At 65.3% G+C, this 15633-nt stretch carries 17 protein-coding genes; 16 read left to right on the plus strand and 1 reads right to left on the minus strand.

Annotation, left to right across the window (positions count from 1 at the left end; translation table 11 throughout):
• The first annotated feature begins 86 nt into the window (after nt 1–86).
• The 3 genes from KF719_RS13715 (at nt 87) to KF719_RS13725 (ending at nt 2616) form a co-directional block, all read left to right on the plus strand.
• Nucleotides 87–1037: a bifunctional riboflavin kinase/FAD synthetase gene (locus tag KF719_RS13715; RefSeq protein ID WP_293509269.1), complete on the plus strand. Its 951-nt coding sequence runs from the start codon at nt 87–89 to the stop codon at nt 1035–1037.
• Nucleotides 1034–1684 carry a methyltransferase gene (locus KF719_RS13720; RefSeq protein ID WP_293509270.1) on the plus strand — a complete coding sequence of 217 codons (651 nt, stop codon included), beginning with the start codon at nt 1034–1036 and terminating at the stop codon, nt 1682–1684. Before KF719_RS13715 ends, KF719_RS13720 begins: the two co-directional genes overlap by 4 nt.
• 143 nt (nt 1685–1827) lie before the next feature.
• Complete coding sequence (locus KF719_RS13725; protein WP_293509271.1) at nt 1828–2616, plus strand: enoyl-CoA hydratase; 789 nt, start codon at nt 1828–1830, stop codon at nt 2614–2616.
• A 3-nt stretch (nt 2617–2619) separates the two neighbouring features.
• Here KF719_RS13725 and KF719_RS13730 read toward each other — a convergent pair whose 3' ends face one another.
• Nucleotides 2620–3222 (minus strand): DUF6101 family protein, encoded by a 603-nt coding sequence (locus tag KF719_RS13730; RefSeq protein ID WP_293509272.1) that lies wholly within the window; start codon nt 3220–3222, stop codon nt 2620–2622.
• Nucleotides 3223–3382: 160 nt separating this feature from the next.
• On the opposite strand from KF719_RS13730, the gene KF719_RS13735 reads away from it, so the two are divergent.
• The 13 genes from KF719_RS13735 to KF719_RS13795 all read left to right on the plus strand — a co-directional run bounded on the left by KF719_RS13735 (nt 3383) and on the right by KF719_RS13795 (nt 15612).
• Entirely contained in the window at nt 3383–4909 is a 1527-nt protein-coding gene (locus tag KF719_RS13735; protein WP_293509273.1) for a UbiD family decarboxylase, read from the plus strand.
• An 11-nt stretch (nt 4910–4920) separates the two neighbouring features.
• Nucleotides 4921–5556 carry a GNAT family N-acetyltransferase gene (locus KF719_RS13740; protein WP_293509274.1) on the plus strand — a complete coding sequence of 212 codons (636 nt, stop codon included), beginning with the start codon at nt 4921–4923 and terminating at the stop codon, nt 5554–5556.
• On the plus strand, nt 5553–5978 hold the full coding sequence (gene arfB, locus KF719_RS13745; RefSeq protein ID WP_293509275.1) for an alternative ribosome rescue aminoacyl-tRNA hydrolase ArfB: 426 nt from the start codon (nt 5553–5555) through the stop codon (nt 5976–5978). The genes KF719_RS13740 and arfB overlap by 4 nt, the downstream gene beginning before the upstream one ends.
• A gap of 120 nt (nt 5979–6098) precedes the next feature.
• Entirely contained in the window at nt 6099–6503 is a 405-nt protein-coding gene (locus KF719_RS13750; protein ID WP_293509276.1) for an MAPEG family protein, read from the plus strand.
• A 20-nt stretch (nt 6504–6523) separates the two neighbouring features.
• Entirely contained in the window at nt 6524–7900 is a 1377-nt protein-coding gene (locus KF719_RS13755; RefSeq protein WP_293509277.1) for a metallopeptidase TldD-related protein, read from the plus strand.
• Nucleotides 7887–8696, plus strand: a complete 810-nt coding sequence (locus tag KF719_RS13760) for a 3'(2'),5'-bisphosphate nucleotidase CysQ (RefSeq protein WP_293509278.1) — start codon at nt 7887–7889, stop codon at nt 8694–8696. Before KF719_RS13755 ends, KF719_RS13760 begins: the two co-directional genes overlap by 14 nt.
• 73 nt (nt 8697–8769) lie before the next feature.
• Nucleotides 8770–9006: a DUF4170 domain-containing protein gene (locus KF719_RS13765; protein ID WP_293509279.1), complete on the plus strand. Its 237-nt coding sequence runs from the start codon at nt 8770–8772 to the stop codon at nt 9004–9006.
• On the plus strand, nt 8996–9526 hold the full coding sequence (locus tag KF719_RS13770) for a TspO/MBR family protein (RefSeq protein ID WP_293509280.1): 531 nt from the start codon (nt 8996–8998) through the stop codon (nt 9524–9526). Before KF719_RS13765 ends, KF719_RS13770 begins: the two co-directional genes overlap by 11 nt.
• Before the next feature lie 139 nt (nt 9527–9665).
• Nucleotides 9666–11555 carry an ABC transporter ATP-binding protein gene (locus KF719_RS13775; RefSeq protein ID WP_293509281.1) on the plus strand — a complete coding sequence of 630 codons (1890 nt, stop codon included), beginning with the start codon at nt 9666–9668 and terminating at the stop codon, nt 11553–11555.
• A 7-nt stretch (nt 11556–11562) separates the two neighbouring features.
• On the plus strand, nt 11563–12309 hold the full coding sequence (locus tag KF719_RS13780) for a lysophospholipid acyltransferase family protein (protein WP_293509282.1): 747 nt from the start codon (nt 11563–11565) through the stop codon (nt 12307–12309).
• A gap of 16 nt (nt 12310–12325) precedes the next feature.
• Nucleotides 12326–13630, plus strand: a complete 1305-nt coding sequence (locus KF719_RS13785; RefSeq protein ID WP_293509283.1) for a 3-deoxy-D-manno-octulosonic acid transferase — start codon at nt 12326–12328, stop codon at nt 13628–13630.
• On the plus strand, nt 13623–14660 hold the full coding sequence (lpxK, locus tag KF719_RS13790) for a tetraacyldisaccharide 4'-kinase (protein WP_293509284.1): 1038 nt from the start codon (nt 13623–13625) through the stop codon (nt 14658–14660). The genes KF719_RS13785 and lpxK overlap by 8 nt, the downstream gene beginning before the upstream one ends.
• Nucleotides 14661–14676: 16 nt before the next feature.
• Entirely contained in the window at nt 14677–15612 is a 936-nt protein-coding gene (locus tag KF719_RS13795; RefSeq protein ID WP_293509285.1) for a lysophospholipid acyltransferase family protein, read from the plus strand.
• The last annotated feature ends 21 nt before the right edge of the window (nt 15613–15633 follow it).

The following is a 15633-nucleotide window of genomic DNA, read 5'->3' on the forward strand; positions in this document are numbered from 1 at the left end:
CTGACATTCCCCACACTTGACGCATCGGGACCGATCCGCCATCACCTTTGGCCAAACCTCATGCGCCCGGAGCCCGGCCCCCAGAGATGCAGATTCTTCGCCATTACGAGCACGTGCCGCCCGGCCTGCAAGGTGGCGTCTATGCGCTCGGCAATTTCGACGGCGTGCATCTAGGCCACCGGCAGGTGATCGGCCGCGCGGCGGAAATCGCAAACGAGCTCGGCGTGCCGCTCGGCGTGCTCGTCTTCGAGCCGCACCCGCAGCAATTCTTCTTTCCCGACCGGCCCTTCTTCCGCCTGACTCCCTTTCGCGCCAAGGCGCGCCTTCTCGAAAAACTCGGCGTCGATGTTCTGGCGGCGCTGCCCTTCGACGCGCGCATGTCGCAAAAGCTTGCGCCGGAATTCGTGCTCGACGTGCTGGTAGAAGGCCTGCGCGCCGTTCATGTGGTGGCGGGCTACGATTTTCGCTTCGGCAAGGCGCGCGGCGGCGACGCGGCGGCGCTCTCCTATATGGGCGGGATGGAAGGCTTCGGCGTTTCGATTGTCGATGAAGTGCGCGACGGCGGCGAGGCCTATTCCTCGACCCGCATCCGCGAGCTTCTGGCGCAAGGCGATCCACGCGGCGCCGCGAAGCTGCTCGGCCATTGGTGGACCGTCGAGACGCATATCCAGCAGGGCGACCAGCGCGGCCGCACCATCGGTTTCCCGACCGCCAATCTGCCGCTCGAGGATCATGTCGAGCCGGCGCTCGGCGTCTATGCGGTGAAAGTCGAAATCGAGGACGGGCCGCACAAGGGGCTTTACGACGGCGTCGCGAATGTTGGCCGCCGCCCGACTTTCGACAAGAAGGATGTACTGCTGGAAGCGCATATTTTCGATTTCGCCGGCGACATCTACGGCGCGCATGCGGCGGTGTCGTTCATCGAATATCTGCGCCCCGAACGGAAGTTCGACGGGCTCGACAGCCTGAAGGCGCAGATCGCGGCGGACAGCGAGAAGGCCCGCGCGGTTCTCGCGGCGCTTCCCGCCGGCGCATGAGCGATCCCGCGCGCTTCATCCGCGAGAACACCGCGCTCCACGAGCCGCCACTCATTCCCGAAATCAGGCTGCATCTTGCCAGCGAGATCGTACCGATCTGGCAGATGACCGAAGAGGAGCTTGAAAAGTCGGGTCTGCCGCCGCCTTTCTGGGCTTTCGCCTGGGCCGGCGGCCAGGCGCTGGCGCGCTACATCCTCGACAATCCGGAAATCGTCCGCAGGCGGCGCGTTCTCGATTTCGGCTCGGGCTCGGGCCTCATCGCAATCGCCGCAATGAAGGCCGGCGCCGCTTCCGTGCTCGCCGCCGACATTGATGCTTTCGCCGTGGCCGCGATCGCGCTCAACGCCGAAACGAACGGTGTCGCCGTCGCCGCGACGACCGAGGATCTCGTCGGTGTCGAAAATCGCGGCTGGGATGTCATCCTCGTCGGCGACATGTGCTACGAGGGGCCGCTGGCGGCGCGCATCGAAGTCTGGCTGCGCAAGCTGGCGGGCGAGGGCGCGACGGTGCTGATCGGCGATCCGGGCCGCACCTATCTGCCGAAATCCGGCCTCGAAAAACTGGTCGCCTATGCCGTGAAAACCACGCGGGAACTGGAAGACACGGACGTCCGCAACACCAGCGTCTGGCGCGTGTCGCCCGGCTGAGCGCTGTTCAGATACGTGCAGCCGACCCCTGCTCGGCGCACAGCGCTTTGCATGGATTGGCTTTGCGCAGGGTGGCGCGGCAAAGTAAATTCCGAAAAAGAACTTACAGCCATAGTTGCAACGCTCAATCGAAGGATCGCCCGATGACCGATCATGTGCTCGTGACCGTCGAAGACGGTGTCCAGATCGTCACCATCAACCGCCCGGACAAGAAGAACGCCCTGACGGCAGAGATGTACAAGGTGCTGGCCGACGCGATCGAGACGGCGGATGCCGATCCGAAAATCCGCGTCACCTACTACACCGGCTCCGGCGGCTCATTCACGGCGGGCAACGACCTTGCCGACTTCGCCAAGGCGGGCACGACACCCGTCGACGAACAGCCGAAGGAAAAGCCGCATGTGACGCGCTTCCTCGAAAATCTCGCCAATGCCGAAAAGCCTGTCGTCGCGGCGGTGAACGGGCTTGCGGTAGGTGTCGGCGTCACCATGCTGCTGCATTGCGATCTGGTTTATGCCGGCGCGAGCGCGACCTTCCAGATGCCCTTCGTCAATCTCGGCCTCGTGCCGGAAGCGGGCTCGACCTTCCTGCTGCAGCGTCAGATCGGCATTCAGAAGGCGGCCGACCTTTTCCTGACCGGCAAGAAGATCGGCGCGGAAAAAGCCGAAGCCATCGGCCTCGTTGCCGATGTCTTCCCGGACAACGAGTTGCCGGTCGAAGCGCTCGCCCGCGCCAAGGCGCTCGCCGCGAAGGCGCCCAATGCGGTGCGCGCGACCAAGGCGCTGTTGAAGGACAATGACCGCCCGCGGGTCGGCGAAGCGCGCGAGGCCGAGGCCCGCGTCTTCGGTGCGCAGCTACGTTCCGACGAAGTGAAGGAAGCGATCAGCGCCTTCTTCGAAAAGCGTCAGCCGGATTTTTCGAAATTCGGTTGAGCCTCAGTAGGCGGGCGGACGGGCGCCGACAACCAGCCGTTCGCCCCAGCTGCGCGGCTGGCCGGACTGGCCGAAGCTGAGCGGGCGGCGCGCCGAGAGCGGATTTGCGCCCGAATGCGGCTGCGGCTCGCCGACATGCAGCGCCCCGAGCTTGCGTTCGGCCGGATGAAGCATGCCCTCGCGATCCTCGACCAGCAGCGGCAGGCGAAGCACGCGGCCCCATGAGCGCCAGCGTGCCGGCGCGTCGAGCCCGTCATGCGAGGCATGGAGGACGATATTAAGTTTCGCGTTGGTGGCATGCGTCAGCTCGACCAGCAGCGATTTCGCGACGCCGTGCCGGTCGCGCGCGACGACACGCAAGGCGACGCCCTCATAGGCCGACATCTTCTCCGACCATTCGAAGACACCCAGAATGGGCGAGGAATCGTTGACCGTCACCGCATCCGCATAGACCGTCGCATAGCGGATGAAGCCGAAGGCGCGCTGCACAAGCTCGGCTGCCGGAATGGCGGCATACTGGGGCAGGTGAAATGGGTCGGCGTCGATCTCGCCGCCGCGCCAGATGCGCGGGGCCTGTCGCCGGGATGCTGTTCCGTCCGTAATCAACCAACGCTCTCCTGCCTGAACTTCCGGCAATAAGCGTAAGCGCCGAACGGTTGGCGCCCTGTTAACGGATCGGGTCAATTTGGCAGGAATGCGGGAATGCGGCATTCTGCGCGCCCCGGCGCCCCCGCCCCGGAAAGCCGCAAGAAAGCCCGGAAAACCGATGTCTTACGCCTCGTTGCGCGAATTCCTCTCGAAACTCGACGCCTCGGGCGATCTGGCCCGCGTCGGCGCGCCCGTCTCGACCGTTCTCGAAATGACCGAAATCCAGACCCGCCTGCTGGCCGAGCAGGGACCGGCGGTGCTCTTCGAACAGGCCTTGATGGCCGATGGGCGGACCTCGCCGATGCCGGTGCTGGTCAATCTTTTCGGCACCGTGGAGCGCGTGGCGCAGGCCGTAACGATGGGGGGCGTGGAACGCCGCCATGCGAAAGACCTGCGCGAAGTCGGCGAGGCGCTGGCCTTCCTGCGCCAGCCCGAACCGCCGGGCGGCTTCCGCGAAGCCTTCGAAATGCTGCCGCTCCTGAAAACCGTGATGGCGATGAAGCCGAAAACGCTGTCTTCGGCGCCGTGTCAGGAGGTCGTGCTGAAGGGCGGCGACATCAATCTCCACGACCTGCCGATCCAGACCTGCTGGCCGGGCGAGCCGGCGCCGCTCATCACCTGGCCGCTGGTCGTGACCAAGGGGCCGAAGGGCACGAAGGAAGACGATTTCAACCTCGGCATCTACCGGATGCAGGTGCTGGGGCGCGACAAGACGATCATGCGCTGGCTCGCCCATCGCGGTGGCGCGCAGCATCACGCGCGCTGGAAAAAGGAAAAGTCGGAGCCGCTGCCGGCCGCCTGCGTCATCGGCGCCGATCCGGGCACGATCCTCGCCGCGGTCACGCCGGTCCCCGACACGCTGAGCGAGTATCAGTTCGCGGGGCTCTTGCGCGGACAGAAGGTCGAGCTTGTCGATTGCAAGACCGTACCGCTGAAAGTGCCGGCCGAAGCCGAAATCGTCATCGAGGGCCATGTCTCGCTGGAGGATTACGAGGACGAAGGTCCTTACGGCGACCACACCGGCTACTACAATTCGGTCGAGAAGTTCCCGGTCTTCACCGTCAGCGCCATCACGATGCGGAAAGACCCGATCTATCTCTCGACCTTCACCGGCCGCCCGCCGGACGAGCCTTCGGTGCTGGGTGAAGCGCTCAACGAAGTCTTCATTCCGCTGCTGCAGCAGCAATTCCCCGAGATCGTCGATTTCTGGCTGCCGCCCGAAGGCTGCTCCTATCGCATCGCCGTCATCTCGATGAAGAAGGCCTATCCGGGTCACGCCAAGCGCGTGATGATGGGGGCGTGGTCCTATCTCCGGCAGTTCATGTACACGAAATGGGTGATCGTGGTCGACGACGACATCGACGCGCGCGACTGGAAGGATGTCATGTGGGCGATCAGCACGCGGATGGACCCGGTGCGCGACGTGACGCTGATCGAAAACACGCCGATCGACTATCTCGACTTCGCCTCGCCCGAAAGCGGCCTCGGCGGCAAGATCGGCCTCGATGCCACCAACAAATGGCCGCCCGAAACGAAGCGCGAATGGGGCCGCCAGATCCGCATGGACGAAGAGGTGATTGAGGCGGTGACGAAAAAATGGTCGAGCCTCGGCCTCCCCGGCACCGGCAAGCCGATCTGGAAGTGACGGCGCCGACCATGCCCGCGATCCGCCCCTTCCACCCCGCCGATCTCGACGCGCTTTACGACATCGCGCTGCGGACAGGCGATTCCGGGCAGGACGCGACGGCGCTTCATGACGATCCGAAACTGATCGGCCACATCTATGCCGCGCCCTATGCGCTGCTCGAACCGGCAAGAGCCTTTGTGGCCGAAGACGAAGCGGGCGTCGCCGGTTACATCGTCGGCGCCGCGGATACGCGCACCTTCGACGCGCGGCTCGAAACCGAATGGTGGCCGGCCCTCCGGGCGCAATATCAAGACCCCGCCGCGAAGCCGCATGAAAGCTGGAGCGCCGACGAACGCCGCCAATATGTGATCCACCATCCCTACAAAACGCCCGAGCGGATCGTTGCGTTCTACCCGGCGCATCTCCACATCAACCTGCTGCCGCGCCTGCAGGGCCGCGATGTCGGCCGCCGCCTGCTCGACCGCTTCCTCGATGCGGTCGGCGAAGCCGGCGCGCGCGGCGTGCATCTCGGTTGCGGCGCGACAAACACGCGCGCCTTGCATTTCTACGCGCGCTACGGCTTTTCGGAGATCGAGCGCTCGGCGCGGACGCACACGGTCTGGATGGGAATTGAAGTCTCCGCCGCCGGGGGCAGCGCGACATGATCCCGGTCACGGACACGCTCTCCATCGGCGACGATGAAATCGCCATCACCTATATCCGCGCCGGCGGTCCGGGCGGGCAGAATGTCAACAAGGTCTCGACCGCCGCGCAGCTTCGCTTCGACATGCGCGCCTCGCCGTCGCTGGACGGGCGCGTCAAGGCGCGGCTCGAGCGCCTGGCGGGCACGAAACTCACCCGGGACGGCGTCATCGTCATCACCGCAAACCGCTTCCGCACCCAGGAGGCAAACCGCCGCGACGCCATCAAGCGCCTTGTCGAGATGATCGCGGCGGCCGCACACCGGCCGAAATTTAGGGTGCCGACGAAACCAAGCCCCGGCGAGAAGAAGCGTCGCCTCGAGAGCAAGGTGAGGCGCGGCGCGACGAAGCAGCTCCGCAGCCGCAAGCCCGCCACCGACGATTAAGACACTATTTTCAAGGAAAGAAGCGCGCCCGGCGCTGTGACGGGGTCTGCTTCACGTGCTAGCGTTCCTGCCGACCCGTAGAATCAAGGTGGCGGCAGGCCAAACAAGGGAGGCGACCCGATGACATTCTATTCGATCTCGCTGGCGATTGTCGGCGTTTATGCCGGCCTCAACATTCTGATCAATCTCTTTCTCGCCTATCAGGTTTCTGCGAACCGCGTGCGCACCAATGTGATGAGCGGCACCGGCGACGACGAGAAGCTTTACAACGCCAACCGCGCCCACATCACCAATGTCGAATACACGCCCATCGGTCTGATCGGCCTCGTGGTGCTGCACATGCTGTCGGCCTCGATCTATGTGCTGCATATCGTCGGTCTCGCGCTCACCATCGGCCGCGTGCTGCATGCGATCGGCCTCTCGCGCAGCTCTGCCTCGACGCCGCCGCGCCTGATCGGCACATTGCTCACCTGGATCGGCCAGCTCGTCGCGGGCGGCGCCTGTCTCTTCTACGCGCTCGTCTGACAAGGTAATTCGGGGCAAGCATGACAAAAGCGGCAAAGACGGCGGAGCGGATGTCGACGCTCGACATGGCGTCCTCGCTTGTCGGCCGCGCGCTGAAGGCGGGCGCCGATGCGGCCGAGGCGGTGGCCATGGAAGGCACCTCGCTCGGCGTCTCGTGGCGTCTCGGCAAGCTTGAGGATGTCGAACGCTCGGAAGGCTGCGATGTCGGCCTGCGTGTCTTTGTCGGCAAGCGGCAGGCGAGCGTCTCGACGACCGATCTCTCGGAAGCCTCGCTGGCGCCGATGATCGAGCGCGTCGTCGCCATGGCCCGCGCGGCGCCCGAAGACCCGTATTGCGGCCTTGCCGATCCGGAATTTCTGGCGCGCGACTGGCCCGATCTCGACATCGAGGACAAGTCCGCCCCGCCCACGGCCGAGCAGCTTGCGGCTTTCGCCGCCGAGGCGGAGGAGGCGGCGCTGGCGGTCGCGGGCGTCACCAATTCGAGTGGCGCCGGCGCCGGCTGGGGCCGTTCCGGCGTTGCGCTGGTCACGCGCGAAGCCTCTGGCGGCGGCTTTGCCGGCAGCTATGCCGGAACCTCCTGTTCGATCTCCTGTTCGGTGCTGGCCGGCGAGGGCACCGCGATGGAGCGCGACTACGACTACATGACGGCCCGCCACGGACAAGACCTCGAAGGCGCATCCGTCATCGGCCGTCGCGCCGGCGAGAAAGCGGTGAAGCGGCTTCATCCGCGCAAGGTGCGCTCGCAATCGGTCCCCGTCGTCTACGACCCGCGCGTCTCGGGCGGTCTTGTCGGACATTTCGCCGGCGCGATTTCCGGCACCTCGATTGCCCGCGGCACCAGCTTCCTGAAAAACGACATGGACCGCGCGGTCTTCGCGAAAGAGATTTCCATTGTCGACGATCCGCACATGAAGCGCGGCTTGCGCTCGAAGCCTTTCGACGGCGAAGGCGTCCGGAACAACCGCATGTTGCTCGTCGAGAACGGGCGGCTGACGACATGGCTGCTCGACAGCGCAACGGCGCGCCAGCTCGGCCTCGCAACGACCGGTCATGCGGCGCGCGGCACAGGCGGCCCGCCAGCGCCGGCGCCGAGCAATCTCTACATGGAAGCGGGCTGCCTGAAGGTGAAGGAACTGATCGCCGACATCAAACAGGGTCTCTACGTGACCGAGCTGATCGGCATGGGCGTCAATGGCGTCACCGGCGACTACAGCCGCGGCGCCTCCGGCTTCTGGATCGAAAACGGCGAGATCGTCTATCCGGTCAGCGAAATCACCATCGCCGGAAACCTGAAGGATATGTTCCTCAACATGACGCCGGCCGACGATCTCGAATTCCGTCACGCCACCAATGCGCCGACGATCCGCGTCGAAGGGATGACCGTTGCCGGTACCTGACGGCGATTTCGCGCTGCTGAAGGAAGCGGTCAGGGATGCGGGCGCGCTCGCCATGCGCTATTTCGGCACTGACCTCCGGAAATGGTCGAAAGACGCCGACGACACCCCTGTCACCGAGGCCGACATCGCGGTCAACGATCTCCTGCGCGCGCGTCTCATGGGTGCGCGCCCGGGCTATGGCTGGCTCTCGGAAGAAACCGAAGACGATCCCGCGCGGCTTGCGCGGTCGCTGACCTGGGTGGTTGATCCGATCGACGGCACCCGCGCCTTCGCCAGAGGTAAAACCGACTTCGCCATTTCCGTCGCACTGGTTGTGGATGGACGGCCGGCGCTTGCCGTGCTGTTCAATCCCGCGACCGGCGAATTCTTCGAGGCGGCGGTGGGCGGCGGCGCATATCTCAACGGCGCGCCGATCTGCGTCAGCGGTTGCGCGACGATCGAAGGATGCCGGATGGCCGCCTTCGCGCCGATGTTCAAGAATCCCGGCTGGGCGCGCGCCGGCATCGAGCCCTGGCCCGAGATGGAAATTCTCGAGCGCAACTCCGTCGCCTACAGGATCGCGCTGGTCGCCTGCGGCGCGGTCGATGCCGCGCTGGCGCTTAACGGCAAGAGCGACTGGGATCTGGCGGCAGCCGATCTCATCGTCCACGAGGCGCAAGGGCGCATGACCACGCATGACGGCAAGCCCTTTATCTACAATCGTGAAAATACGCGCCACCGGAGCCTGCTCGTCGCGGGGCCCGCGCTCTACGATGCCTTGTTTGCCAAAGTGGGCGCGGTTCGGCTGCCGGATTAGCCGCCGCGCCTTCGCTCGACATCCCCGGCATGTTAGGATTCGACTCGAAATCGTTCCTCCTTTCGGGGCCGCCATGTCAAAACAGCTTCTCCATCTCGTTTTCGGCGGCGAACTGACGCATCTCGAAGGCAGGGAATTCAAGGACACGAACGCGCTCGACATTGTCGGCATCTTCCCCGGCTATGACGAGGCGCATCGGGCCTGGAAGGCGGCGGCGCAGCGAACCGTCGACAACGCGCATATGCGTTATTTCATCGTGCATCTGCATCGGCTTCTCGATCCCGACGAGGCGAATGACCATGACCACTGAAAACCCGTCACCCTACAGCGCGGGAAAAGCGTCGGCCGGACCGAGCGCGCTGACGTCGCTGGTATGCCTTTTCGGTTTCCTGATTGTCGTCTTCTTTGTCGGTTGGGTAGGCGGCGCCGTGACGGCGACGAGCGTCGGCGACTGGTACGAGACGCTGGTGAAGCCGCCGCTCAATCCGGACAGATGGGTCTTCCCCATCGCCTGGAACTTCCTTTATTTCCTGATGGCGATTTCGGCCTGGCTTGTCTGGCGGACGGCAGGGAGCTTCGACAAGGCGGGTGGGCCGCTCGCCCTGTTCGGCATGCAACTCGCTTTGAACCTGTCCTGGAGCATCGTTTTCTTCGGGCTGAAAAACCCCATGCTCGCCGTCGCGACAGTACTGGTTCTCGACATCGCCATCGCGATCACGATCATGGCGTTCCTCAGGGTCGACCGGCTGGCCGGCTGGCTGCTGGTGCCTTATCTCGGCTGGACCTTGTTTGCCACTTACCTGACCATCGGCATTGCGCTGCTCAATTGACGAACGATCTGAAAATCGGGCAAAAAGCCAATTGCATGAAGCGTTTACCATTTGCCGGCTTTATGGCGGCGGGTAACGCGCCGTGATATGGTCCGGGCGACCCCGGACCACAAAGACGGGCCCGAACGAGACAGGCCAGATGCCAAGCCAGAAATCCGCCGCCGACACCGGCCAGGGGGGACCGGGCGCCCACCCGGATTCGCCCGGGCCCGCAAGTCCCGCCGACCCAGCAGAGCTCACCACCGGCCAGGTGGTCGGCCGGATGGCGCGCGAGTATTTGAAGCCGCATTGGCGGCTGGCGGCGTCGGCGTTGGCGGCGAGCGTGGTTGTCGCCGGCGCAACCGGCGTTCTGCCGATCCTCATCAAACACGCGCTCGACAACATCGTCGGCTCGGATGCGTGGACATTGCTGCTGGTTGCGGTGGGCGCCATCGCCGCCACCTCGGTACAGGCGGTCGCCACCTATTTCGCTAAGGTCAACATGAGTACGATCGGGCAGTACATCGTCGCCACGATCCAGCGGCGCATGTTCGACCGCATCATGCATGCCGATCTCGCCTGGGTCAGCAGTACGCATTCGGGTCGTTTTATTTCGGGCTTTCTTTTCGACGCAAGCAAGGTGCGCGACTCGATCACCACAACCGTCATCGACCTCGGTCAGAACCTGTTGACCGTGATCGCCCTGATCGGCGCAATGTTCTATCTCAACTGGAAACTTGCGCTGATGGGAACCGCCGTCATTCCCTTCGTCGCCATTCTGGTGCGCCAGCTCGGCCGCCGCTCGCGCAAGGCCGCCCGCCAGACGATGCAGGGATCGGGCGATTTGTCGGCCGTGATCTCCGAAGCGCTCGGCGGCATCCGCGTCGTCAAGGCGTACGACCAGGAGGCAACCGAAATCGAGCGCGCCTCACGCTCGATCGACGAGGTGCTGCGCCATTCGCTGCGCGCCCTGAAAAGCCGCGCGGCGGCAAGCCCTGTCACCGGTATCCTCTCCGGCTTCGGCATCGCCGCCGTCATCTATTTCGGCGGCCGCAGCGTGCAGACGGGTCTGCTCACCATCGGCGATCTCGCCGGCTTTCTTTCGGCGATGATGCTCGCCTACGAACCGCTGAAAAAACTCGCCAGCACGCAGACCCTGATGCAAGAGGGCGTCGCCGCCGCGATCCGCGTATTCCCCATTCTCGACATCGAACCCGGCATCCGCGCGCCGGAAGGCGCAGGCCCGTTGAAGGTCAGCGACGGCGCCATCCGTTTCGAGGACGTGCATTTCCGGTATAGCGACGGCACGCCGGCGCTCAGAGGCGTTTCGATCGACGTGCCCAAGGGACACACAGTGGCGCTTGTCGGCCCCTCCGGCGCCGGCAAGAGCACCATTCTCAATCTCGTTCCGCGTTTCTACGATCCGGCCTCCGGCCGCGTCCTGATCGACGGACAGGACGTGTCGCAGGTCACGCTCGCCTCGTTGCGCAGCGCAAGCTCGCTGGTCACGCAGGAGCCGTTCCTGTTCGACGACACGATCCGCGCCAACATCGCCTATGGGTCTCCCGACGCCACCGACGCCGAAATCGAGGAAGCGGCGCGCAACGCCGCCGCGCATGATTTTATCGTGTCATTGCCCGCCGGCTACGAAACGACTGTTGGCGAGGCCGGATTCAAGCTCTCCGGCGGCCAGCGCCAGCGCATCGCCATCGCCCGCGCCATGCTGAAAAACGCGGCGATCCTGTTGCTCGACGAAGCGACCTCGGCGCTCGACACCGCCTCCGAGATGCAGGTGCAGAGCGCGCTGGCGCGACTAATGGAAGGGCGCACAACGCTCGTCATCGCGCACCGCCTCTCCACCATCAAACACGCCCACAACATCTACGTCATCGATGGCGGACGCGTCGTCGAGCAGGGCACGCATGCAGAGCTTGTCGCGCAGGGCGGCCTTTATGCGGAGCTTTCGCGCTCGCAATTCATCGAAGACGAGACGCGCAGCCCCGCAGTAGCACAGGACGGCGCGCCGCAGGCGGCGCTGGCGGGAGAGTAGGCGTCCGATGTCGCTTGGCAAAAAGATATTCAAGAGCGCGGCCTTCACCGAAACCATTGCGTTTCTGATCGCGCTCTATATCCGCATCGTGCGGCGCACATGCCGCTTCGAAATCAGGCGGGGCGACATCGCCGCCAGTTTCTGGAATGTCGACAAGCCGTTTGTCGCCGCGACATGGCACGGCCAGAATCTCATCCTGCCGCCCTTCTGGCACAACTGGCGCGAGTGGTGCATCCTCGTTTCCAAACATGGCGATGGCGAAATCGTCGACGGCGTGATGCGTCATCTCGGCGTCAGCACGATCCGCGGCGCCGGCGTGCCGAAGGGCGAGGAGCGCAGCTACAAACACAAGGGCAAGGGCGGTGCCGGCGCGTTGCGCGCGATGGTCCGCGCGCTTGGTGAAAATATCTCGATCGGGCTCACCGCCGATCTCCCGCCCGGCCCGGCCCGGCGCGCGGGCGAGGGGATCGTGATGCTGGCGCGGTTGTCGGGCCGCCCCATCGTGCCGGTTGCCGCGACCACACGCGCGCGCATCAAGCTCAACAACTGGGACAACTTCACCATCAACCTGCCATTTTCGAAGGGCGCGCTGGTTTGGGGCGAGCCAATCTATGTCGAACGCGACGCGACGCCTGCGGAAATCGAAGCGGCGCGGCAGAGCGTGGAAGACGGTCTCAATGCGGTGGCGGCCGAAGCCGAGCGGCTTGTCGGACGCGCGCCGCCGTTGCAGGACGCAGGGGCGGTGGCGCGTTGAGCCGCGCGTTTCGACAATGACGCGGCGCCTCTCATCGCCCGGCTTCGTCTTCTATCGTTTGCTGACGCGCGCCCTCGCGCCCGCCGTGCCGTTGCTGCTGCGCCGCCGGGTGACGCGCGGCAAGGAGGAACCGGCGCGCCTCGGCGAACGCCTCGGATATGCGTCGCAGGTCCGCCCGCAAGGACGCCTCGTCTGGTTTCATGCGGCAAGCATCGGTGAATCATTGTCGGTCATGCCGCTCGTCGAGCGCTTTCTCGTTGCTGCTCCCGATATCTCGGTGCTGGTGACGACCGGCACCGTCACCTCCGCGAAGCTGATGGCCGAAAGGCTGCCGCCGCGCGCTGTCCACCAGTTTGTCCCGCTCGATCATCCGGACTACTGCGCGCGTTTTCTCGATCATTGGCGGCCCGATCTGGCGATATGGGTCGAGTCGGAATTCTGGCCCAACCTGATCGCCGCCGCCCATATGCGCGGCGCGAAGCTGGCGCTGGTCAATGCGCGGATCACCGAAAATTCATTCGGCAAATGGCGACGCGCCCCGCGCTTTGCTGAAGGCTTGCTGAGCCGTTTCTCGGTCGCGATGGCGCAGGATGCCGCCAGCGCCGAACGCTTGCGCAGCCTCGGATCGCGTTCGGTGCTGCGTCTAGGCAACCTCAAACACGATGCGCCGCCGCTCGCCCACGACACGGCCGAACTGGCGCGCTTGCGCGACGAGATCGGCGCGCGTCCGGTCTGGATTGCCAGCAACACGCATGAAGGCGAGGAGCGCGCCGCCGCGGACGCGCATCTCCAGCTTGCGCAATCGCATCCGGATCTGTTGACGATCGTCGTGCCGCGTCACCCGGCGCGCGGCGCTTCCGTTGCCGCCGAATGCCGGGGGCTCGGGCTTCAGGTCGCGCAGCGCAGCAGCGGCGACAGGATCGCGCCGGCGACGAATATCTATCTCGGCGACACGCTGGGCGAGATGGGCCTCTACTACATGCTGTCCGGCATCGCCTTCATCGGCGGTACGCTCAATTCGGCGGGCGGCCACAATCCATTCGAGGCGGCGCGTCTCGACAGCGCGCTGATCGCCGGCCCTTCCGACTTCAATTTTGCCGAAGCCTATACGGCCTTCGAGAAGGCGAACGCAATGACGCGCATCGCGGCCGCACCGGCGCTTGCCGGCGCCGTCGGGCGTCTCCTTGCCGACGAAGCGTTGCGCCGCCGCATGGCGTCGTCGGCCCGCGCCGTCGCGAGCGCCGACAGCGGCGCGACCTCGCGCGCCTTCGAGGCGCTTTTGCCGCTGCTGCCCGCCGGGAGGAGTGGCGCCGATGCGTGAACCGCGCTTCTGGTATCCGCCGCGCCGCGGCGCCGCGCCGCTTCTACCCTCGCGATTGCTGGCGCCGGCTGGTTGGCTTTTCGGCATGGCGGGACGCATCCGCCGCCGCCGCGCGGTGTCCGAGCGCGCCGCCGTGCCGGTCATCTGCATCGGCAATCTGACGGCGGGCGGCGCCGGCAAGACGCCCGTGGCGCTGACGATCGCCGAACGTCTGATGGCGGCCGGCGAGGCCGTCCATTTTCTGACCCGCGGCCATGGCGGGCGCGAGCGGGGCCCGATACGGGTCGATCCCGCGCGTCACAGCGCGGTCGATGTCGGCGACGAGCCGCTGTTGCTCGCCGCCGCGGCGCCAACCTGGGTGTCGGCGCGGCGGCCCGAAGGCGCGGCGGCGGCGGTGCGCGGCGGCGCGCGGCTCGTCGTCATGGATGACGGATTTCAGAACCCTTATCTTGCGAAGGATTTTTCGATCCTCGTCGTCGATGCCGCATCGGGCGTCGGCAACGGGCGGCTGATGCCGGCCGGCCCCTTGCGCGAACGCATCGACGATGCGCTTGAACGCGCCCATGCGATCGTCCTCAACGGGCGCGGACATGCCGCCGACGGCATTGCGGCAAGGGCCCGCGCACGCGGTCTCCCTGTTTTCAATGCCATCACGCGGCCGGTGTCTCCACCGGATTTCGCCGGCGTGCCGCTTCTTGCCTTCGCAGGCATCGGGCGGCCGGAAAAATTTTACCGGACGCTTGCCGATCTGGGCGCCGAGATCGTGGAGACGGTCGATTTCGCCGACCATCACATGTATTCCGAGCGCGATGCGCTTCAGCTTCTGGTCAAGGCGCGCGAGCGCGGCGCACGCCTCGTCACGACCGAGAAGGATGCGGCGCGCCTGACCCATGCGCCGGTCGGAAGCGCGCGGGCGCGGCTTCGCGAGGCCGCGATGCAGCTTCCCGTCCGGGCCCTGATCGCCGACATCGACACGCTGATGGCGTTGATTGCCGACGCCGCACGGCGGGCCCGCCGCCGTCAAAGCTGATATGATTCGTCGGAACATGGCAAAAAAGCACACCGTCATCCACCTTCTGGAATATCTGGGGCTGAAGACTGCGCTGGCGGTCTTCGGCGTCATGGGCCTCGATCGCGCTTCGGCCGCCGCCGGCAGGCTGGCGCGGTTCGTCGGCCCGAAGCTCGGTATTTCCAACCGGGCCCGCGCCAACATTCGCCGCGCCATGCCGGAGCTCTCAACCGAGGAGGTTGAGCGCATCGTCGTCGGCATGTGGGAAAACCTCGGCCGCACCGTCGGAGAATACGCACATCTGGATAAATTCATGCGTCCCGACGAGCGGCAACGTATCGAAATCGTCGATGCGGGCGCGCTGCGTGCAATGGCCGAAGCCGGATGCGGCGGCGTCTTTGTCTCCGGCCATTTCGCCAATTGGGAATTGTTGCCGGTCGTAATGCATTTCGAGGGTGTCGAAGGCGGAGAGGTCTATCGCCGCGCCAACAACCCTTTCGTCAACGAATGGATGGTGTCGCTTCGCGCGCGGCTGACGCGCGCGACGCAAATTCCGAAAAGCGGTCCCGGCGCGCGGGTCATCGTTCGCCTGATGCGCGAAGACAAGTTCGTCGCCATGCTGACCGACCAGAAATTGAACGATGGCATCGAAGCCAGGATGTTTGGTATCCGCGCCATGACGACCGGTGCGCCTGCGGGCCTTGCGGTGCGCTACAACATTCCGGTGATTCCCGCCTGCATCGAGCGTCTCGAAGGCGCGCATTTCCGCGTCACGGTCTACAACCCGATCACCGCCCGTCCGGGCGCCGAACCCTTCGAGGACGTATTGCGCATCACCCAGGAGATCAACGATTTCCTCGAAGCGCGCATCCGCGCCCGTCCGCATGAATGGTTCTGGCTGCACGACCGCTGGTCGGTCAGACCCTGGCATCTGCACCGGATTACCGCCGCACAGGTAGACTCGCCCGAATAAGGGAAATCGGCGCATTGTCCG

Origin of the sequence: Parvibaculum sp., assembly GCF_019635935.1 — a bacterium.
GTDB lineage: Bacteria > Pseudomonadota > Alphaproteobacteria > Parvibaculales > Parvibaculaceae > Parvibaculum.